The 19,243-nt window shown below is 64.3% G+C and carries 15 protein-coding genes and 3 tRNA genes; 15 read left to right on the forward strand and 3 right to left on the reverse strand.

The window, feature by feature from the left end; all coding sequences use genetic code 11:
• Positions 1 to 10 precede the first annotated feature (10 nt).
• Positions 11 to 1,318, reverse strand: coding sequence for a diacylglycerol/lipid kinase family protein (locus AOP77_RS05885; protein ID WP_062210577.1), 1,308 nt, complete (start codon positions 1,316 to 1,318; stop codon positions 11 to 13).
• A 37-nt stretch (positions 1,319 to 1,355) separates the two neighbouring features.
• On the opposite strand from AOP77_RS05885, the gene serS reads away from it, so the two are divergent.
• The 5 genes from serS to AOP77_RS05910 all read left to right on the forward strand — a co-directional run bounded on the left by serS (position 1,356) and on the right by AOP77_RS05910 (position 7,025).
• A complete protein-coding gene (gene serS / locus AOP77_RS05890) occupies positions 1,356 to 2,627 on the forward strand; it encodes a serine--tRNA ligase (protein ID WP_062210579.1) in 1,272 nt (423 codons plus the stop codon).
• Entirely contained in the window at positions 2,624 to 3,496 is an 873-nt protein-coding gene (locus AOP77_RS05895; RefSeq protein WP_152649786.1) for an HAD family hydrolase, read from the forward strand. Before serS ends, AOP77_RS05895 begins: the two co-directional genes overlap by 4 nt.
• 67 nt (positions 3,497 to 3,563) lie before the next feature.
• Entirely contained in the window at positions 3,564 to 4,424 is an 861-nt protein-coding gene (locus AOP77_RS05900) for an HAD family hydrolase (protein WP_236685761.1), read from the forward strand.
• On the forward strand, positions 4,421 to 5,716 hold the full coding sequence (locus AOP77_RS05905) for an MFS transporter (protein WP_062210584.1): 1,296 nt from the start codon (positions 4,421 to 4,423) through the stop codon (positions 5,714 to 5,716). The genes AOP77_RS05900 and AOP77_RS05905 overlap by 4 nt, the downstream gene beginning before the upstream one ends.
• A gap of 76 nt (positions 5,717 to 5,792) precedes the next feature.
• Complete coding sequence (locus tag AOP77_RS05910; RefSeq protein WP_062210586.1) at positions 5,793 to 7,025, forward strand: AGE family epimerase/isomerase; 1,233 nt, start codon at positions 5,793 to 5,795, stop codon at positions 7,023 to 7,025.
• Positions 7,026 to 7,064: 39 nt separating this feature from the next.
• On the opposite strand, the gene AOP77_RS05915 is transcribed toward AOP77_RS05910, so the two are convergent.
• Entirely contained in the window at positions 7,065 to 8,027 is a 963-nt protein-coding gene (locus tag AOP77_RS05915; protein WP_084622353.1) for an NAD(P)H-quinone oxidoreductase, read from the reverse strand.
• A 178-nt stretch (positions 8,028 to 8,205) separates the two neighbouring features.
• Between AOP77_RS05915 and AOP77_RS05920 the strand changes: the two genes are divergently transcribed.
• From AOP77_RS05920 to AOP77_RS05960, 9 genes are all read left to right on the forward strand, one after another.
• Complete coding sequence (locus AOP77_RS05920; RefSeq protein WP_062210593.1) at positions 8,206 to 12,912, forward strand: nitrate- and nitrite sensing domain-containing protein; 4,707 nt, start codon at positions 8,206 to 8,208, stop codon at positions 12,910 to 12,912.
• A 63-nt stretch (positions 12,913 to 12,975) separates the two neighbouring features.
• On the forward strand, positions 12,976 to 13,416 hold the full coding sequence (locus AOP77_RS05925) for a roadblock/LC7 domain-containing protein (protein ID WP_061963129.1): 441 nt from the start codon (positions 12,976 to 12,978) through the stop codon (positions 13,414 to 13,416).
• 6 nt (positions 13,417 to 13,422) lie between these two features.
• Positions 13,423 to 13,824 carry a DUF742 domain-containing protein gene (locus AOP77_RS05930; protein WP_084622354.1) on the forward strand — a complete coding sequence of 134 codons (402 nt, stop codon included), beginning with the start codon at positions 13,423 to 13,425 and terminating at the stop codon, positions 13,822 to 13,824.
• Complete coding sequence (locus tag AOP77_RS05935; RefSeq protein WP_061963128.1) at positions 13,805 to 14,410, forward strand: GTP-binding protein; 606 nt, start codon at positions 13,805 to 13,807, stop codon at positions 14,408 to 14,410. Before AOP77_RS05930 ends, AOP77_RS05935 begins: the two co-directional genes overlap by 20 nt.
• A gap of 76 nt (positions 14,411 to 14,486) precedes the next feature.
• Positions 14,487 to 14,918 carry a PIN domain-containing protein gene (locus AOP77_RS05940; protein ID WP_061963127.1) on the forward strand — a complete coding sequence of 144 codons (432 nt, stop codon included), beginning with the start codon at positions 14,487 to 14,489 and terminating at the stop codon, positions 14,916 to 14,918.
• 110 nt (positions 14,919 to 15,028) lie between these two features.
• Positions 15,029 to 15,119: transfer RNA gene (locus tag AOP77_RS05945), tRNA-Ser, on the forward strand.
• A 231-nt stretch (positions 15,120 to 15,350) separates the two neighbouring features.
• Positions 15,351 to 15,442: transfer RNA gene (locus tag AOP77_RS05950), tRNA-Ser, on the forward strand.
• 77 nt (positions 15,443 to 15,519) lie between these two features.
• Positions 15,520 to 15,595: transfer RNA gene (locus AOP77_RS05955), tRNA-Arg, on the forward strand.
• 354 nt (positions 15,596 to 15,949) lie between these two features.
• Positions 15,950 to 17,824 (forward strand): alkyl/aryl-sulfatase, encoded by a 1,875-nt coding sequence (locus AOP77_RS05960; protein ID WP_062210595.1) that lies wholly within the window; start codon positions 15,950 to 15,952, stop codon positions 17,822 to 17,824.
• A gap of 102 nt (positions 17,825 to 17,926) precedes the next feature.
• Here the strand turns inward: AOP77_RS05960 and AOP77_RS05965 are convergent, their stop codons facing one another.
• Complete coding sequence (locus AOP77_RS05965; RefSeq protein WP_062210598.1) at positions 17,927 to 18,490, reverse strand: carboxymuconolactone decarboxylase family protein; 564 nt, start codon at positions 18,488 to 18,490, stop codon at positions 17,927 to 17,929.
• Positions 18,491 to 18,626: 136 nt separating this feature from the next.
• Between AOP77_RS05965 and AOP77_RS05970 the strand changes: the two genes are divergently transcribed.
• On the forward strand, positions 18,627 to 19,226 hold the full coding sequence (locus AOP77_RS05970) for a TetR/AcrR family transcriptional regulator (RefSeq protein WP_062210601.1): 600 nt from the start codon (positions 18,627 to 18,629) through the stop codon (positions 19,224 to 19,226).
• Positions 19,227 to 19,243 lie beyond the last annotated feature (17 nt).

Consider the following 19,243-nt stretch of genomic DNA (forward strand, 5'->3'; position numbering starts at 1 on the left):
TCAAATGTTGCTAGTCGTCCTTTGCGGCTGAAGTAGCAGCCTCTTCCGGCGCGGGCACCGCCGGCAGCGGCACGCCGGGATCTGTGGCGAGCACGGCATCGGCGCTGGCAATGGCCGCGGCATTGACGTCTTCGGTGTCCGCCAAGACGGCGTCGCCGGCACCGTCCGACACCTTGTCGCCCATGGGCACGCGCATCTTGAGGGCGCCTCGCGCTACCTCCGCGTGAATGCCGGTGGCGCGGCCAAGTGTCTCCCCATCCACCTGAATCTTCTGAGGATGCTTCATCTGAATCTCTACTGACTTGCCGCGCACGTGGTCAATGCGCGACGTGCGCCAAGCCTTCATCGCGTCGGGCTGCTTGAGGCCGGCACCTTGCGCCATGACGGTGCCAAACAGGTCCGTCCAGCCCACCACGCCAGCACGGGCGTCGAGGGTTGCGACGTCGAGCGTACCGTCGGTAACTGACGCGTCCGGGATGAGGCGGATGCCACCGGGGAGGCTACCCACGTTCGCGACCAACACGGTGCGCATGTGACTTGTGACGGCGGGGGAGCCGTCGACGGAAACTGAGGCCTCCATGCGCTTCTCGCCTACATGACGGATGGCGGCAAGGAAGTACGCGAACCAACCCAACTTGCGCTTCATCTTGTCGTCCGCGCCGGCGACCATCTCCGCGTCAAATCCGGCGCCGGCGATCACCAGGCAGATGTGCTTATCGCGGTCAGTGTGACCGCGGTGGGCGCGTTCCACGTGCAGCCACACCACATCGATCGCTGTCTCCTCGCCATCAAGAATTGCGCGCAGGAGCGCGGGGGAGTCTCCAAGGGGGAGCTCAAGGTTGCGCGCGAACAGATTGCCAGTACCCATGGGCAGGATGCCCATCGCCGTGTCGGTCCCCGCCACGGCTGCCGCGACAGCTCGCACGGTGCCGTCTCCGCCCACGGCGACCACGACATCGGCGCCGGACTCAATTGCCTCACGCGCCTGACCCTCGCCGGGATCCTCCACCGTGGTGAAGTACCACAAGGGTTCCGGCATATAGCGGATCGAGCACGCACGCATCGACAGTTCGCGCAGTTCGGAGATGCCGTCCTTGGTGGGGTTTGCGATGAAGGCGATGCGCTCGCGGCGCCCAGAGGCAGCGCCCACGCGCCCGAGTTCGTGTCCACGACGCGACTTGATGCGAAGCAGTTTGCGCCAGATGTTGGGTACCGCGACGGGGTCGCGCCGGCCAATATGGCGGGTTGTCGTCACTCCGATCACCAGCGCCAAGAGTCCCACAAACAGCGCAACTGAACTGAGGACTATTGCAAGCATTCCTACAGCCTATTGCCCCGACGTTAGACTTACCTGCATGATCGACCTGAAACTGCTCCGCAATGACCCCGATACCGTGCGTGCCAGCCAGGTCTCTCGCGGGGAGGACCCCGCGGTGGTGGACCAGGTGCTCGCCGCTGACGCCGAGCACCGCGCCTCGCTCGCCTCCTTCGAGGCTAAGCGCGCCGAGCAGAAGTCACTGGGCAAGGCCGTGGCTCAGGCCAAGGGCGAAGAGAAGCAAGCCGTGCTCGCGAAGGCGAAGGCGCTCGCCGGCGAGGTTAAAGAACTTCAGGCATCGGCCGATTCCGCGGCGGCCCGCGCGGTCGAACTCGCCAGGTCGCTGGGCAACCTTCCCGAGGACGGCGTGCCGAGCGGTGGCGAGGAGAACTTCACCGTGTTGCGTCACGAGGGTACTCCACGTGACTTTGCTGCGGACGGCATCGAGGTACAGGACCACCTCGCCATTGGCGAGGGTCTCAAGGCCATTGACATGGAGCGCGGCGCCAAGGTTTCCGGGTCGCGATTCTACTTCCTGACCGGGATTGGTGCGCGCCTCGAGCTCGCTATTCTCAACGCTGCCATGGCGGCGGCTCAGGACGCGGGCTTCAGCCCCATGATCACGCCCACGCTGGTACGCCCCGAGACCATGGCCGGCACAGGATTCCTGGGCAACCACGCCGACGAGATCTACTACCTCGAAAAGGACGACCTCTACCTGGTGGGCACGTCCGAGGTTGCGCTCGCGGGCTACCACTCGGACGAGATCCTCGACCTCGAGGACGGGCCGCTACGCTACGCCGGCTGGAGCACCTGCTACCGCCGCGAGGCCGGGTCCACGGGACGGGACACGCGCGGCATCATCCGCGTGCACCAGTTCCAGAAGATCGAGATGTTCAGCTACGTGACGGCGGCCGATGCCGCGGCGGAGCACGCGCGCTTCCTCGCCATCGAGGAGGCCATGTTGCAGGCTCTCGAACTTCCGTACCGCGTGATTGACACGGCCGCGGGTGACCTGGGCCAGAGCGCGGCGCGCAAGTTTGACTGCGAGGCGTGGCTACCCAGCCAGGAGCGCTGGATGGAGGTCACCTCGACCTCGAACTGCACTACTTACCAGGCGCGTCGTTTGGCAATCCGCGAACGCGGTGAGCACGGAACCGAGGCTGTTGCCACTGTGAACGGCACGATCGGAACCACGCGCTGGATTGTCGCGCTGCTGGAGAACCACCAGCGGGCGGACGGCTCGGTCTATGTGCCGCCCGTGCTTCGCCCCTACCTTGGCGGCCTCGAGGTGCTCGACCCGGTCAAGTGACTAGCACCTCGTTCGGAGTTGCCTTAGCGCTCGATCCTTCGCGGCCGGTCATGGTCGCGCTCGACATCGACGACACGTGCGCGTCGGCAGAGTTGCGGATGCCTGGCACCGTTAGCCCGGTGGTAGCCGCGGCGCTCGAGCGTGCCCGCGCAGCCGGACTACACGTCGTGTTCGCCACCGGTCGCCAAGTCACCTCCGCGATGCAGCTCGCGCGCCAAGAGCGCTGGGGCGAGGTGGACATGGTCTGCTCCAATGGGGCCGTCACCATACGCACATCACCCGATGGTCAGGACTTCGAGGTGGTGGCGCGCGAGTCATTCGACGCCCGTGCGACGATCGCGGCTCTGCTCGCCGCGCACCCCGACATTTGCTACGGCGTGGAAGACATTGGCGTGGGCTACGCGATCGGTGCGCCGTTCGCCGAGGGCTCAGTGTCCGGAAGCCATCGGCCGCTGACGGACGCCGATGCCGCCGACGCCTCCGCGCTCATGGTGAGCTGCGCATCGGCGCGGGGAAAGCATCTCCAATCCGCCGTTGAGCACCTGGACATCCAGCCCCACGCCTACACGGAACTGGGTGTCGGTTGGATGGACGTGGCCGCACCCGGCGTCACCAAGGCGTACGCGCTCGAGTCGTTGCGGCTCAAGTACAGCGTGCCAGCGGTCAACACCGTGGCAGTGGGGGACGGAGTCAACGACTTCCCGATGTTCGAGTGGGCGGGCACTTCGGTGGCCATGGGCCAGGCGGACGATGCCGTGAAGGCTCAGGCGGACGTGGTCACCGGGTCGATAGCCGAGGACGGCGTGGCGACCGTGCTAGACGCTGTGCTCGAGGCGCTAGGTTCGGCTCGTGAGTCGTGCTCGACCTAAGGCGTGTTTACCCAAGCGTCACGTGGTGGTGTTTCCGCGCGTCAGGGCCGCGTCGTAAAGTCGAGGCATGACCGACGCTGAACTTGCCATGAATCCACCGCTCGACGAGAACTCCTGGCAGCTGCTGGGACTGGACATTGACGGCACGCTCATGCACTGGGGCGGCGACATCTCGCCCGCAGTAGTCGACGCGGTGGAGAAGGTTCGCATGTGCCGCAACCACGTGATCCTCGCGACTGGTCGCAACATCATTGCGACCCTGCCGGTGGCGGAGAGACTGGGCATTCGGCGCGGCTGGGCAGTCTGCTCAAACGGCGCCATCACGATCCGCCTGAATCCTGGAACGCCCGGCGGCTACGACATCGTTGAGAAGGTCACCTTCAACCCCCGCGCGGCGCTCGAGCTCATACGCCAGGAGATGCCGGATGCTTTCTTTGCCGTGGAGGACCTGGGCGTTGGCTTCCGAGTCAGCCAGGAATTTCCCATGGGCGAGCTTGTGGGTCGCCAGCGCGTGGTGGACAGTTTCGAGGAGCTTTACGAGGAGGAGTGCACTCGCGTCGTCATCCGGGCGCCCGGTGGCGATGTCAGCCACTTCGACGCACTTGTGCAGCGACTGGGGCTCAACGACGTCACTTACGCGGTGGGATACAGCGCCTGGCTCGACCTCACGCCCCCCGGGGTGAGTAAGGCGTCGGCGCTCGAGGCGCTGCGCCGCCAGCTGGGTGTCTACCCGGATCACACGGTCGCGGTGGGTGATGGCAACAACGACATCGACATGCTGAAGTGGGCGGGACGCTCCGCCGCGATGGGCAACGCGATCGAGCGCGTGCGAGAGACCGCGGACCGCGTCGTGCCGAGCGTCGAGGACGACGGTGTGCTCGACGTGTTGCTGCCCATGATCGACCCCAAGCGCCTCGCGGTGTTGTGACGGAGGTGGGGGTTTCCCCCGAGTCGCACATCGATGACCACACCCGCCGGCGCCGCACCTCGGTCCTAGGCACGTCGCAACTGTTCACCTCCGTCGGTGTTGCCTCCGGCCTGGCGGTGGGAAGCCTGCTTGCCGAGGACATCACCGGGCGCACGTCGCTCAGCGGCCTGCCGACGACCGCCATGGTGCTCGGCGCAGCAATTCTCGCCGTTCCGTTGGCGCGGTTTGCCTCGCGCTCGGGGCGGCGTAATGCGCTGATCACCGGACTGGTGATCGCAGCCGTTGGTTCCGCGACCATCATCCTTGCCGCGGCCCAGAACATGTTCCCCATTTTGCTGCTCGGGGCCCTGCTCGTGGGCGGCGGGAGCGCAGCAGGACTCCAGGCGCGCTACGCCGCGACCGACAACGTGCCCACCCGCCATCGTGGGCGCAGCCTGTCCATTGTGGTGTGGGCATCAACGGCGGGCGCAGTGCTGGGGCCCAATCTCATCGAGTTGGGCGCGACTGTCGCTCACAGGCTGACCATCCCTGACCTTGCGGGCCCCTGGGTGCTCACGGTCGCGGCGCTCCTGGTGTCGGTCGCGATCCTCGGGTTCGGCCTGCGCGGTTCGCAGCCGGTGGGTGGCAACCGCGAACCGGCCTCGATCCGCATCACGCTGGCTGCCGTGGTCTCGCGCCGTGATGGCCTGATTGGGTTGGTCTCGTTGGGCACCGGTCACGCCGTCATGGTGGGAATCATGGCGATGAGCGCCGTCCATCTGCACGGACACGGTTCGAGTTTCACGTTCATCGGCCTGGTCATCAGCATTCACGTCGCTGGTATGTACGCGTTCAGTCCACTGTTCGGTGTAGCGGTGGACCGCTGGGGTGCCATTCGCGTGATCTCGCTCGGCGCCGCTCTACTTTGTGTGGGCGCACTTGCGACCATGATGGCTGGCTTCGCGGATGGCCGCATGGATCATGGCGCGGCGCAGCAGTGGATTACCGGTGGTCTGTTGGTGATCGGACTGGGGTGGTCGGCCTGCATGATTGCCGGCTCAACGCTGCTGTCCACGGGCGCGCACGAGGCTGACCGTCGCGTGAGTCACACAGACGTGCAGGGCACCTCGGACCTGGTCATGGGTCTGGCTGGAGCGACCGCAGGTGCGGGCTCGGGTGCCGTGCTTGCCTGGGTGGGATACAGCGGACTATCGCTGGTGGGGATCGGCCTGCTCATTCCGCTTCTCGTCCTGCTGATCGTGAAGCGCCCGGCCGCCCCTCAGGTCGCCCCAGACCAGTCTCTTGCCTTGTAGCGGTCCCTAAATGCACGATTCTCGTGCCCAGAAGTTTCAGGCGGTCCAAAGGTGCCCGTGTGGCTAAGGTTGGGTCATGAACTGGCTCACTACACCCGCCCATCACCGCTGGCTTGAGGCGGAGTCTGACCGCCTGATTGACTTTGCGGAAGCTTCGAAGCATCCCGATGGAGGCTTTGGTTTCCTGCGTACGGACGGCACGCTTGACGAGACGCGCGACGTGGAGCTGTGGATCACGTGCCGCATGACCCATGTGTTTGCGATCGCAGCGCTAATGGGACGCCCCGGCGCCGCGGCACTCGTGGATCACGGCTTGGATGCGCTGCGCGGCCGCCTCCACGACGATGAGCACGGCGGGTGGTACGCGGCGGTGGATGCGGATGGTCCTACCAACAGCGACAAGGAGGCTTACGGTCACGCCTTCGTAATCCTCGCCGCTTCGAGCGCAAAGGCTGCTGGGCGTGATGGCGCCAATGCATTGCTCCTCGACGCACTCAACGTCCATGACGAGCACTTCTGGGACGAGGATGCAGGTATGGGCCGTGAGTCCTTCAGTTCCGATTGGACCGTTCAGGAGGACTACCGCGGCATGAACTCCAACATGCATACCGTCGAGGCTTACCTCGCCGCCTCTGACGCCACTACCGGAAGCGACCTCCTCCAGCGTGCGCTGCGCATCACTGAGCGTGCCGTACACACGCTGGCGCGCGATCATGACTGGCGGCTGCCGGAGCATTTCACTGCCGACTGGGAGCCAATTCTTGACTACAACAAGGACAACCCGTCGCACCCCTTCCGCCCATTCGGCGCGACAATAGGTCACTGGTTCGAGTGGTCACGCCTCACGATGCAGTTGGCGGCCTCGCTACAGCAGAGCGGCTTTGCCGCACCCGAGTGGATGGCGGCAGATTCGAAGGCTCTGTTCGACGCAGCAGTCGCTCAGGGGTGGGCTGCTGATGGAGTGCCTGGCTTCACCTACACGGTTGACTTTGAGGGCGTGCCCGTGGTCCGTGAGCGGATGCATTGGGTGAGCGCCGAGGCGATTGCCGCCGCCGCAGCGTTGTGGCAGCGTACCCGCGCGGAGGACTGTGCGGATCATTACCGGAGGTGGTGGGATTTTGTGGGTGAGAATCACATCGACGCGGTGGGAGGTTCTTGGTGGCACGAACTCGATTCGCAGAACCAACGGGCGTGCACGGTGTGGGAGGGCAAGGTCGACGTCTATCACGCGCTGCAGGCAACGCTGTATCCCCGTTTGCCACCCACCCCGTCCATCGCCGCATCTCTAGCCGCAGGAAATCTCAAGTAGGAACCTCAGCGGGACACTGAGGACGGCGGGGCGTAGGCGCTAGGGGAGCAGTAGCAGCTTCCCTAACACGCCGCCTTCGTCCATTGCCCGGTGGGCATCAACCACGTCCTCGAGGGCGAAACGTGCGTGGGTGACGGGGCGCACCTCAGCTGGGATCCGTGGCCAGAGTTCGCGCGCCACGCCACGCACTATTGCGGCCTTCTGGGCGTGCGGACGCGAACGCAAACTGGTTGAGATCAGGCTGAGGCGTTTGGCCAGCATGGTGCCAAGATTGATCTCGCCCACCGATCCCTTCTGCATGCCAATGATCACGAGGCGGCCGTCAGGGCGAAGCGTCGCGAGATTTCGCTCGAGATACGCCGCGCCAACGACGTCGAGGATCACGTCCGCCCCACCCACAGCGTTGACTTCTGCGACAAAATCTTGTGAGCGGTAGTCGATCGCGTAATGCGCACCCATGTCGAGACATGACTGCGAACGCTCTGGTCCGCCGGCAGTGGCGATGACCCGCATGCCGATGGCTCGCGCCCACTGGATAGCCATGGTTCCAATTCCGCCCGCTCCGCCGTGCACGAGCAGGGTCTCGCCTGAACGTGCAGACGCCGCCTCAAGGTTTGACCACACGGTGCATGCCGACTCGACTAGGCCGCTGGCGTCAACGAGATCCACCCCGTGTGGCGCGGGCAAGACCAGGTCCTGATCGACGGCGACAGCCTCCGCGTAGCCGCCACCAGCCAGCAGTGCGCAGACAGGGTCGCCAGGAGACCACCGAGTGACCTCCGCGCCTACCGACGCCACGTGCCCCGAGACCTCGAGGCCGGGCCAATCCGGCGCATCGGCCGGGGGAGGGTAGTGGCCTTGACGTTGTAAAACGTCCGCCCGGTTGATCCCTGCGGCAGTGACATTTATCACAACTTCGTGCGCCCCCGCCACCGGCACAGGCATATTAACCAGGGCGAATACCTCAGGAGCCCCAAACTGGGGCAAACTTGCCACCTTCACCGAAAATCACCCACATTCCTCGCGTCATAGTCTCGTAACTCAAGCGTCTCACTAACCACAGCGAGTGATGGTGCTTATGTTTGACGCCTAGTGGCCGATAACAGTGAGGATCGGAACCAACGTTGCGTGCAATGCAAGCGGCGACCGTAACTCACGGACGTCAAAAAGGGAGAGGTCCATGCTCCAGAGGCTGAGTATTCGAGGAAAGATCCTCGCCGTAGTAGCAGTGCCTATTCTCGTGCTGTTGCTCGCCGTCGGCGTGGTGACCTTGAACGCGACCCAGAGTCTTAACAACGCGCGCAACGTCGAGCAGTTGCTTGAAGTGCTCGGAGACGCACGTTCCTTTGAAGCTGATCTTCAGACCGAGCGCAACCTCTCCGTCAACTACGTTGACGCAGTATCCGTGGGGGCAAACAAGCGTAGCGATGCGGAGCAGGCAACGGATGCCGCCGTGGCAGCCTTGCAGGCCGAGGTCGCAGAGAACCCCACTCCCGAGGGCGAAGCAGCCCTTTCTCAGATCGATAAGGCGATCGGCCTCACGCAGCCCACTGTGTTCTTGGTGGACGAGCGCTCTGTAGATATCGTCAACAATGAGATTGGCGAATGGCCCACCTTCCCGAGCGAGGAAGAAGTGCAGGAGACGGTGGATAACTACACCGCTATCACCACGCAGATCGACCTCATCGGTGACGCGACCCCCGCATCCGCCGGCGTTAAGAGCCCCATTTCCAGCCTTTCAATCGCAATTGGCGCGGAAAGCGCAGCGACGCAGACGTACCTGACTGAGCCCGCCGTGCTCCAGGAACTCCTCATCGCGGCCATTCCCGACACCGACGCGTCAGAGAACGCCTACGACGCTTCGACTGCGCAGATTGATAGCCGCTCGGAGAACGAGTCAGTTGAGCTGACAGTCGCGGATGCGAGCGAGCAGCTCGCCCAGCTGCCCAACGTGCGCACGCAGGTCGTCAACCGAAGCATCTCCGTTTCCGTGTTGAACAGTTATTTTGGCGACACCATCCAGCCCGTTGTCAAGCTCTCGTCCGACGTCTCGAGTGTTGTCTCAGACCGCGAACTTGCTGCCCAGCTCCGTGCCTACAACGCCATGGACGTACTCGTTGAACGAGTCCGATCGGAAGAGGTCTACACGGACCACCTGCTTCGTGCAGGTGAGTTCCTCCCCGGTGACTCGACGTTCCAGCGCTCATTGGTGTCGTTGTCCGACATCGCGTTGGATAACGCGCAGGCAACCGTCGACCCCATCGATTCGGACATGCAGGTGCCGCCGTTCGGCGCCTCTGCGGACTCCAGCAATGGTGATACCTCGTCCTTCGAGTCAATTCGAACCAACATCGCTTCCGGTCTTCCCGCCTCGCTAATCACTGAGCGCGGCAACGATTGGCCACTGCAGGTCTCCCAGGAGCTAGATGTCCAGGAGCCGATTCGCGACACACTGTGGGAGGACGCCCAGGCCAACTCAGCGGACGCTCTGCAGTCCACCGTGCTCCAGACGATTCTGACCATCGTTGGCGCCGTGCTCGTGGTGGCAGCGACCATCTTCATCGCACTCTTGATTGCTCGCCGAATCATCGGTCCGCTACGCCGCCTGACCACGACGGCAACCGCCGTCCGCCAGGAGCTGCCTCGCATGGTGGAGCGCGTCGCGCTACCGGGTGAGACGGTGGACGTTTCCGAGGTGCAGATCCCCGTGGAGTCGTCTGACGAGATCGGCCGTCTGGCCGAGGCGTTCAACGGCGTTAACGCGGCGACGCTCGCCATCGCAGGTGAGCAGGCCGCACTGCGTGGTTCCATCTCTGAGATGTTCGTTAACGTCGCCCGCCGCGACCAGGTGCTCCTGAACCGTCAGCTGTCCTCCATCGATGAGATGGAGCGCACGGAGGACGACCCGGACACGCTGACGCGACTGTTCGCGCTGGACCACCTTGCAACGCGAATGCGCCGTAACTCTGAATCGCTGCTCGTGCTCGCAGGTATTGACACGGGTCGCCGTCTCCGTCGCCCGATGCCGCTCGCCGACGTGATCCGCACCGCATCGTCCGAGATCGAGCTCTACGAGCGTGTTCAGCTCGAGCTTGATGCCGACCCCGCCATGGTTGGCCACTCCGCACTTACCGCTGCACACCTGTTCGCGGAGCTACTCGAGAACGCCACCGTCTTCTCCGACCCTGGCACGCCCGTGGTGGTCCGCACATTCGAGCGCGATGGCAACTTCATGGTTGAGGTCCAGGACTCGGGAATCGGCATGACCGTGGACGAGCTCCGCGAGGCCAACAACCGTGTCGCCTCAACTGCCGCATCGGAAATCCTCGGTGCGCAGCGACTGGGACTCTTCGTAGTTGGTCGTATTGCGCGCCGCGTGGGAGCTCGCGTGTCCATCGCTTCCAAGGAAGGCGAAGGTACGGTCGCGACGGTCACCATGCCGCCCACCCTGTTCGACACGCGCTCGCAAGAGCCGGTCGCCCACGTGTCCACGAACGCGGTGGACCCGGCCATGAATGCGCCGTCTGCCCTTGTCGGCCACAACGCCGCCGACGAGGTCATGGACACAACTTCAGAGCCCGACGCAACCAAGCGGCCCGGTGCTCCCGCGTACCAGCCGGCAACGGTGGCAACCGGTGCGAGCCTTGTGGGTCGCACGGACGATGCCGTGGCTGAGGAGCCCGCCGCTGATCAGAGTTCCGAGCCCACCGTCGACGACTTGATCGCCGCCGACGCGGCAGTAGCGCCCGAGGCAACCGCGGTTGACGCTGCCGCACTCGCCGGTGGCCTGACCGCATCCGGGCTGCCTGCTCGCCGCCGTCGTACTAGCGCTGGAGCGGAAGCGGCCAGCGATGAAGAGCGCGCCAAGATCATCGGCTTGCCCGTACGTGCAACACCCGACCAACTCAGTGCGCTCGACGCGGAGGCTCCCGCAGGCTTTACACCGAGCGTCTCTGCGGACGAGATTGCGCCCCAAACGGCAGAAGAGCGGGCCTCGATGTTCCGAGGCTTCCGTTCGCGCAAGGCCACCGAGCAAGAGATGCCCGCCGCCGTCGATCCCGAGGCAGAGTCCATGGGTCAGGCAGCACGCCGCGGGGCGTTCACCGAGCCCCCCGTTGCAGACGCACCGGAAGCGCTCGAAGTACCCGTCGAAGAGGCGCCAGTAGCGCCCGAGGTTCCCGTCGCTTCCGCGGCCACCAGCGCAGAGCCTGAAAGCCCGGCGGAGCCCAGCTGGGAGATCCCCCAGCTCGAGGACGAGAAGCCAGAGGCCGACGACCGGCCCACGTTCGCGATGCCTAAGTTCGACTCGCAGCACGACGCGGGCAGCGCGTTCGCCGCAGGCGCAGCTGGCCTGGGGGCAGCGGGCATTGCGGGAGGCAGTGACACGCAGAACGAGTCTTCCGACGCTCACGACATCGCACGCGTACCCGAGGAAGGCGACGCGCCTGTCGCGCCGCAGGAGACTCCGGACGAGCCCCAGGTGTGGGCTATTCCGCAGTTGGAAGATGACGACCATGCGGTCGGAGACGCTGACTTCCACGCGGCAAGCCGGTGGGGTGCCCCACCCGCAGCAGCAGCCACACAGGATGAGGCGCCGTATGCGGACGTCACGCCTGTGGCCGAAGAGCCCAGCGAGGCCGCACCCGTGGCAGAGGACGTGCCTGAGCACGAGAGTTCCCCCGCATTCGGTGAGATGCCCCAGCGTCCCGTGCCGTCCTACGGTGTCGAGCAGGTGTCACTTGAAACCGGACCGACCTTCTCTGAGCCCGCACCGAGCGCGCCAGCCGCCGCACCGCCCGCCCCCACGGGAGCGCCGCTCTCAGAGGGCAACGATCCCGCGCCTTACACCCCAGTGCCTTACGCCCCCGTGGCTGACGCAGCACCAGTGGAGACGCCCCAGCCCGCGGTGCCGTCGCACGAGATGGACCCGGCTGCGCTGGCTGCGCTTACCGCGACCCCGAGCATGGATGACCTCATGCATCCGGGTGAGGACGACGACAAGCCAAACTTCTTCTCGCGACTGTTTGGCCGCGGCAAGAAGGCGACCGATGCACCGGAGCCCGCCCCGGCACCGGCCGTTAATAGGGCGCCCGCAGCGGCCCCCGTTTTCGCGCCGATCACGCCGCCTTCCCAGCCGACCCCGCCAGCCCCTGCGGCCTCGCCAACCACCGGATTCTCTCCGATTGAGACACCCGAACCCGCGCAAGGTCGCCAGGAAGAGCCGGCAGCGGAGCCCGTGGCTCAGCCCGACGCTCAGCCCGCCTGGGGCCAGTTCGCCCCGGCGGTGTCACTGCACGATGCGCCCGCAAAGGACGAGTCGCCGTGGCACACGCAGTCCAGTCCCGCTCCGCAGCAGACTGCAGAGCCGACGCCGTCATCCGAGTCGGCCCAGCCGGCCGAGCCCGCTCCGCCGGCACCCGCGCCAACTGTGGCAAGCTTCTTTTCGCCACGCACGGAGGATGCTCCACAGCAGACGCAGTTCTCGCCCGACGAACTCGCGAGCCCCATGGGCTGGGAGGCAGCCGGAGCCAGCGCGCTGCAGGCCGCGGAGCCCGACGTTCAGACGTCCTACAGCCCCAAGGTGGACCTTGACTCCGACCACGACGGCGGTTCCGACCTGTCGAGCGTGTTCAGCGAGTTCAGCTCGCTGTCCGCCGAGCGACCCAAGGTGGAGAAGACTCGTGCAGGTTTGCAGAAGCGACGCTCGGCCGACGCTCCTCCCGTGCAGGTCACGCCCATCGAGGAAGAAGTGGTGGTCGCGCCTCGCGAACGCGACGCCGATGCCGTACGTTCACGTTTTAGTAGTTTCTATTCCGGCACCGAGCGTGCTCGTTCTGATGCGGCCGAATTTGAGCGGTCTCAGGCGACTAGCGACGTGAAGGAATGAGAGTATGACCCACATCAGTGATCAACCGCTCCGGACCCGGAGCAGCAACCTCAAGGAGGAGCAGTGACCGCGCTCAGTACTGAAGCCACTAACTTCGGATGGCTTCTGGACAATTTTGTCCAAACCGTGCCCGGCACTCGCCACACCCTGGTCGTCAGTGCTGACGGCCTGCTCATGGCGATGTCGAAGAACCTCGATCGCACCGGCGGTGACACGCTTGCGGCCGTTGTATCCGGCATGGCTTCGCTGACTCGTGGCGCCGCACGCCAACTGCAGGCGGGTGAAGTTCGCCAGTCAATCATTGAGATGGACGAACTGTTCCTATTCCTCATGAGTGTGTCCAACGGCTCTGTTCTGGCAGTGGCCGCCGACTCCACCTGTGATGTGGGACTCGTGGGCTACGAGATGACGCTGCTGGTGTCGCGCACGGAGAACGCGCTCACCCCTCAGCTCATCACGGAGATGCGTCAGAACCTGCCCACGGATGGCGCCACGCGCGCCTAGGTAGATATGACCGATTCAATGGCGACATCGGAACACGGTGACGAAGAGGCTTACACAGTGCGCCCGTACGCCGTCACCGGCGGGCGCGTGAGTGCTGCGAGCACTGGCCTTCCCATGGAGGCGCTCGTCGAAGCGCTGTCCGATTATCAGACTTTGCGGGGGCTTACCCCTGAAAAGAAGAAGATCCTGCAGCTTGCTGCAGGACAGTACCAATCCGTGGCTGAACTTTCGGCTCACACCCGGCTTCCGCTGGGTGTGGTCCGGGTGCTCGTCACGGATCTTGCCGATCAAAATCATCTGAAAATTCATACCGGCGGAACGGCGAGCGATGCAACGACGCACGACGAGTCCGGCGGTCTTTCCCTGAGTCTCTTGGAGAGTGTCCTCGATGGCATCGCAGCCCTCTGACGCACCGACGGCGCCCGTTAGCGCCCCCGTTGCAGCCCCTACCGTTGTCAAAATCGTGATCGCTGGTGGTTTTGCCGTGGGCAAGACCACCTTCATCGGCTCGATCTCTGACATTGATCCCCTCAACACCGAAGCCGCCATGACGGAGCACTCGGTGGGCGTCGACGACGCCGGTGGGGTCACTGACCGCAAGACCACCACGACGGTGGCGATGGACTTTGGTCGCATCGCTCTGCCTGGTTCGCTTTGGCTTTACCTGTTCGGCACGCCCGGCCAGGACCGCTTCTTGTTCATGTGGGATGACCTGGTACGTGGCGCCATCGGCGCGGCCGTGCTGGTCGACACCGAACGCCTCGACCAGTGCTTCCCCGCCGTTGACTACTTTGAGGGCAAGGGCATTCCCTTCGTCGTCTGCGTTAACTGCTTTGACGGTGTGGCTCGTCACCAGCTCGAGGACGTGCGTGAGGCACTCGGGCTGTCGCCCGAGACCCCCATTATGTACACGGATGCGCGCGAGAAGGCCGCTACCAAGCAGGCGCTGATCGCGGTCGTCCAACTCGCCATGAAGCGACTGAAGAACGACTAGTACATCTGTACTGATGGCGGGCGGCGCACCTCAGGGCGTGCCGCCCGTCGTCGCGTACCGGGATAGTGTGTGACGTGTGATTTATGTCGATGGCACTGCGCTGATCCGCTTCCTCCCCGGGGTGCGGTACTTCGACGAATGGAACGAGTGGGCGGTGCCGCGCATCAACGCGCTGGCCACCACGCAACTGGGACTGACCGAGTTACGCCAGGCGGCCGAACTCTTTCCACGCGAGACCAAATCCAAGGCATTCGACGTGGTCGAGCAGGTGCGCGCCAAGATGCCGGTGATCCGGTTCTCTGACGAGAACGTCTCCGTCTCCACGCACGCCTCCGTGGTACTCAAGCCCTTCGCAGCGCTGCATCTTGGTGCCGCCGTGGCTCACAGTGCGATCGACACCATCGCCACGTACGACGGCGACCTGGCCCGCGTTGCGGAGCTCTACGAATTGAAGATCATCACGCCCGGGCTGTACCCCGGCTGGCACAACGGAACCGCGCGAGGCTAGGCGCGCGACGAGCACGGCGCGCGATGAGACGGCCGCTGGGACTACCCGGATTATCTAGACTCGCGTATGCCTGGCATAATCACACGGTGCCGTTCTTTCGGCGCACGCTAGGAGAGTTGACCGAGCGGCCGAAGGTGACAGTCTTGAAAACTGTTGAGGCGTAACCCGCCTCCGCGGGTTCGAATCCCGCACTCTCCGCCATTTTCACTTGAGGCAAGCCGCCCGCTCCGGTCGCCCGTGTCGTGCGTAATGCGCCTTGCGCTTACACCCGCGCGCAAATCAGCCGCCAAATGAGCCGAGATGTAAGCGCAGGGGCCGCGGGGTCGGCCCGGAGTCTCGCTCGCCGAGCGCCGCCCACAGACTCAACTAGGGCTGATGAGGATGCGCGCTTTGGTAACTGAGCCCATGGGCAGGTAGTCTGTGATCTCGCTAGGAGACGTCGCATAGTCCGGCCTAGTGCGCATCCCTGCTAAGGATGTGACGGAGCAATCCGTCCGTGGGTTCAAATCCCACCGTCTCCGCCACTGTGAACCCTCGGGTTCGCGAGTGCAAAACATGAGTGTGCAAGGCTGTATACTCGTGACTCGGCCTTTGGGCCGGCGCGCCCGTAGCTCAACGGATAGAGCATCTGACTACGGATCAGAAGGTTGGGGGTTCGAATCCCTCCGGGCGCACCAGACAAGAAGAATCCCGCCGGCCCACTGGGCCGGCGGGATTTTCTTTTGCCCGACACGGTGTTGAACAGTTGGCCATCGGCGGTGTGTAACCCCATCGCGGGCGGATTGGTCGCGTGAGCGTGAGAATCTTCGACGGCACAGGGGTGTTGTAACCAGTGGGAATTTCATCTGTCGCCATGACAGTCTCCTCAGTGGGGGTGAAGTTTCGACACTATCCGCAAAGAGCGAGGGCGGCAGGGTTGGCGAGGGGTTGTGACGCCCCCTGTGCCCCCCTATGCTCGGAAGTCCGGGACCTGATCAGGTGCATCCGCCGGACGCGCATCAGGACCGTCGAACTTTAGGGAGACGTTCTCAATGGCTGAGCCCAAAGCACCAACCGAGGCGATCAAGCAGGCGCACGCGAAAATCCTTGCGACCCTGCCATTCGATGACACGGCCGACTTCGATGCCGCGGACCGAGGCTTCCTCGGCACTCACGAGCCCAACATCATCAAGGATGCCGACGGCAACGTGGTGTGGGACGCCGAGAGCTACGACTTCCTTGAGGGCGACGCCCCCGAGTCTGTGAACCCCAGCCTGTGGCGCCAGTCCAGCCTGGTCGCCAAGCACGGCCTGTACGAGGTCACTGAGGGGCTGTATCAGGTTCGCGGGTTTGACCTATCGAACATCACCTTCGTAGAGACGAACTCCGGCGTGGTCGTGATCGATCCGCTGATCTCGGCGGAGACGGCCTCTGCCGCGTTCGACCTCTACAAGGAGCACCGAGGCGACCGTCCACTGGTCGCCGTCATTCACACCCACAGCCACATCGACCACTTTGGTGGCATCTTTGGCATCACCTCACGCGAAGCGGTCGAGGCCGGCGACGTGCAGATCGTCGCCCCCGAGGGCTTCCTCGAGCACTCAATCGAAGAGAACGTCTTCGCTGGTGTCGCCATGGGTCGTCGCGCGGGCTACATGTATGGCGCTGCGCTCGCTCGTGGCGAGCGTGGCCAGGTGGGCGCCGGTCTTGGTCAGTCCACCTCGCAGGGCGAGGCCGGAATCCTCGAGCCGACACTCATCATCACCACTACCGGCGAAACCCACACCTTCGACGGCCTCGAGATCGAGTTCCAGATGGCGCCCGGCACCGAGGCTCCGGCGGAGATGCACTTCTACTTCCCCAGCCTGCGCGCGCTGTGCATGGCCGAGAACGCCACCCACACCCTGCACAATCTGCTGACGCTGCGTGGCGCCGTGGTGCGTGACCCCCACGTATGGTCCCAGTACCTCACCGAGGCCATCGAGGTCTTCGACGGCAAGGCCGACGTGGCCTTCGCGTCGCACCACTGGCCCACGTGGGGTGCGGACAACATCCGCGAGTTCCTGTCGACGCAGCGCGACCTCTACGCGTACTTGCACGACCAGACGCTGCGCATGCTCAACCAGGGCATGACCGGTGCTGAGATCGCGGAGGAGATCACGCTGCCTCCAGTGCTGGAGAACGCATGGAACGCCCGCGGCTACTACGGGTCTGTCAGCCACAACGTCAAGGCCATTTACCAGCGCTATATGGGCTGGTTCGACGGCAACCCTGCACGACTGTGGCCGCACCCGCCGGCCGCTGAGGCGACGCGGTATGTGGACGCCATGGGCGGCATCGGCCGTGTTGTCGAACTCGCACAGGTGGCGTTCGACGAGGGCGACTTCCGTTGGGCTGCGACCCTGCTCGACCACGCGATCTTTGTGGACGAGAATGACCAGTCAGTGCGCGACCTCTACGCGGACACGCTCGAGCAGTTGGGCTACGGCGCGGAGAACGGCACGTGGCGCAACTTCTTCTTATCTGGTGCCACCGAGCTTCGTGGCGAGAACTTTGGTACGCCGACCACCACCAACTCGCCCACGATCATGGCGCAACTCACCCCGGCGCAACTGTTCGACTCGCTGTCGCTCAGTATTGACGGCCCCAAAGCGTGGGACCTAGATCTGGCTATGGACGTCACGCTGACGGACCTGGAGACCAACTACCGGGTGACGCTGCGCAATGGTGTGCTGGTCTACATCGAGCGCCCGGCTCGCGACGATGCTCAGCTCACGCTGACGTTGACCAAGTCACGCCTGCTCACGCTTGCGGGTGGCGACACCACGAGTGAGGGCGTCGAGCTCACCGGCGACACGGGTGTGTTGCCGCAGCTGCTCGCCGTGCTGACCAAGGGCGACCCCGCGTTCAACATCATCACCCCGTAGTTCACGCAGACAGTGGCGGCTGCTGGAGACTCCCTCAGGGGATCTACCGCAGCCGCCACTGTGCGTTGACGGGAGGGGCGTGCCGCCACGCGACGCGCATGATTACTCGGTCGGAAGGATCCCGTCCCAGGCGAACTTCTCGAAGGGCGGGTCGACCGGGGTCTTAGCCAAGTGGTTGGTGTAGTTCGACATCACCTTCTGAGACACGCCAAGAACCACTTCGAGCACCTGGCGCTTGGTGTAGCCGGCGTCCAGGAAGGTCTGTACCGCGTCATCGTCGACGTTCCCGCGGTTGCGCACCACCGCGAGGGTAAAGGTACGCAGCGCCTCGAGGTGGGCGGTAGGTAAGGGGGTGCCGTCGCGCAAGGCGTTGGTGATCTGGTCGTCTACCTGCATGCTCTTGGCGATACCCGTGTGTGCGGGCACGCAGTAGTGGCACTCGTGCTCCACGTTGACGGACTGCCAAAGCACCGTCACCTCGTCCTTGTCGAAGCTCGAGTCAAGGACGAGTTGGTGAAGGTGAAGGTAACCCTCGAGAAGCCCAGGGGCTTCCGCCATGGTGCCGTGGAGGCCGGGGATGCGACCGTTCTTCTTCTTGGAGCCGGCGAGTAGTTCCTTGCTCGCCTCCGGGGCGCTGTCCAGGTCGTGTATTGGGAAGTCAGTCATGGGTGCTCCTTTTCGATTGCGGGCTGCCAGGCCTTGGCGCCCTTGATCGTGCCTTATGTACCAAACGGTACATTAATAAATTGCACTTTGCTACCGAGGGGTTTCAAATAGGACCTAGGCGTCGTAATATGGATCGATGAACACCAACACGTCGGCTACCGTCGGCCGCCCCCGGCTATTCGATGAGGACGCCGTGCTCGCCGAGTTGACGGCATTGTTCTGGCGACAGGGCTACGGGCAGACCTCCATGGCGGACATCGTCGACGCGAGCGGTGTGCATAAGCCGAGTCTCTACCGAACGTTCGGCTCTAAGGAGGAGTTGTTCGCCTTAGTCCTGCGTCGCTACCTCGCGGAGAGGATCGCGATGTTTGCTCAGATGATCGAACTCTCGGGACCCGGAGTCGCCGGGATCCAGAACTTCCTCGACTTGTTTGAGGCCGATGCTGTGTCCGAGCGTGGTCGAGACGGTTGCCTCATGGTGATGGCGTCCAACGAGCTCCGCGGCGTACTCCCTGGCTACGACTTCTCCGCGGACTATCGCGAGCAGATGCGAGGGCAGATCCACCTGCTGATCCTCCAGTCCGGAGAGGTCGACGGGACGGGGGTGGCCGAAGCTCGTACTGACCTTGTTACGGCGTACCTCCTGGGGCTCAACGTCGTCATGCGCTCCACCGCCGATGCCGCGGAGATTCACCGGTACGTCGATGCGATGCGCGCAACTGTCCGGACCTGGTAGCTCGGCCGCTAGAAGCA

The organism is Demequina oxidasica (assembly GCF_000975115.1).
Classification (GTDB): Bacteria; Actinomycetota; Actinomycetes; order Actinomycetales; family Demequinaceae; genus Demequina; species Demequina oxidasica.

What these genes read in the sequence shown, in the direction of transcription:
- AOP77_RS05885 (WP_062210577.1), bottom strand. Translation starts at nt 1,318, where the DNA reads ATGCTTGCAATAGTCCTCAGTTCAGTTGCGCTGTTTGTGGGACTCTTG.
- serS (WP_062210579.1), top strand. Translation starts at nt 1,356, where the DNA reads ATGATCGACCTGAAACTGCTCCGCAATGACCCCGATACCGTGCGTGCC.
- AOP77_RS05900 (WP_236685761.1), top strand. Translation starts at nt 3,564, where the DNA reads ATGACCGACGCTGAACTTGCCATGAATCCACCGCTCGACGAGAACTCC.
- AOP77_RS05910 (WP_062210586.1), top strand. Translation starts at nt 5,793, where the DNA reads ATGAACTGGCTCACTACACCCGCCCATCACCGCTGGCTTGAGGCGGAG.
- AOP77_RS05920 (WP_062210593.1), top strand. Translation starts at nt 8,206, where the DNA reads ATGCTCCAGAGGCTGAGTATTCGAGGAAAGATCCTCGCCGTAGTAGCA.
- AOP77_RS05930 (WP_084622354.1), top strand. Translation starts at nt 13,423, where the DNA reads ATGACCGATTCAATGGCGACATCGGAACACGGTGACGAAGAGGCTTAC.
- AOP77_RS05935 (WP_061963128.1), top strand. Translation starts at nt 13,805, where the DNA reads ATGGCATCGCAGCCCTCTGACGCACCGACGGCGCCCGTTAGCGCCCCC.
- AOP77_RS05960 (WP_062210595.1), top strand. Translation starts at nt 15,950, where the DNA reads ATGGCTGAGCCCAAAGCACCAACCGAGGCGATCAAGCAGGCGCACGCG.
- AOP77_RS05965 (WP_062210598.1), bottom strand. Translation starts at nt 18,490, where the DNA reads ATGACTGACTTCCCAATACACGACCTGGACAGCGCCCCGGAGGCGAGC.
- AOP77_RS05970 (WP_062210601.1), top strand. Translation starts at nt 18,627, where the DNA reads ATGAACACCAACACGTCGGCTACCGTCGGCCGCCCCCGGCTATTCGAT.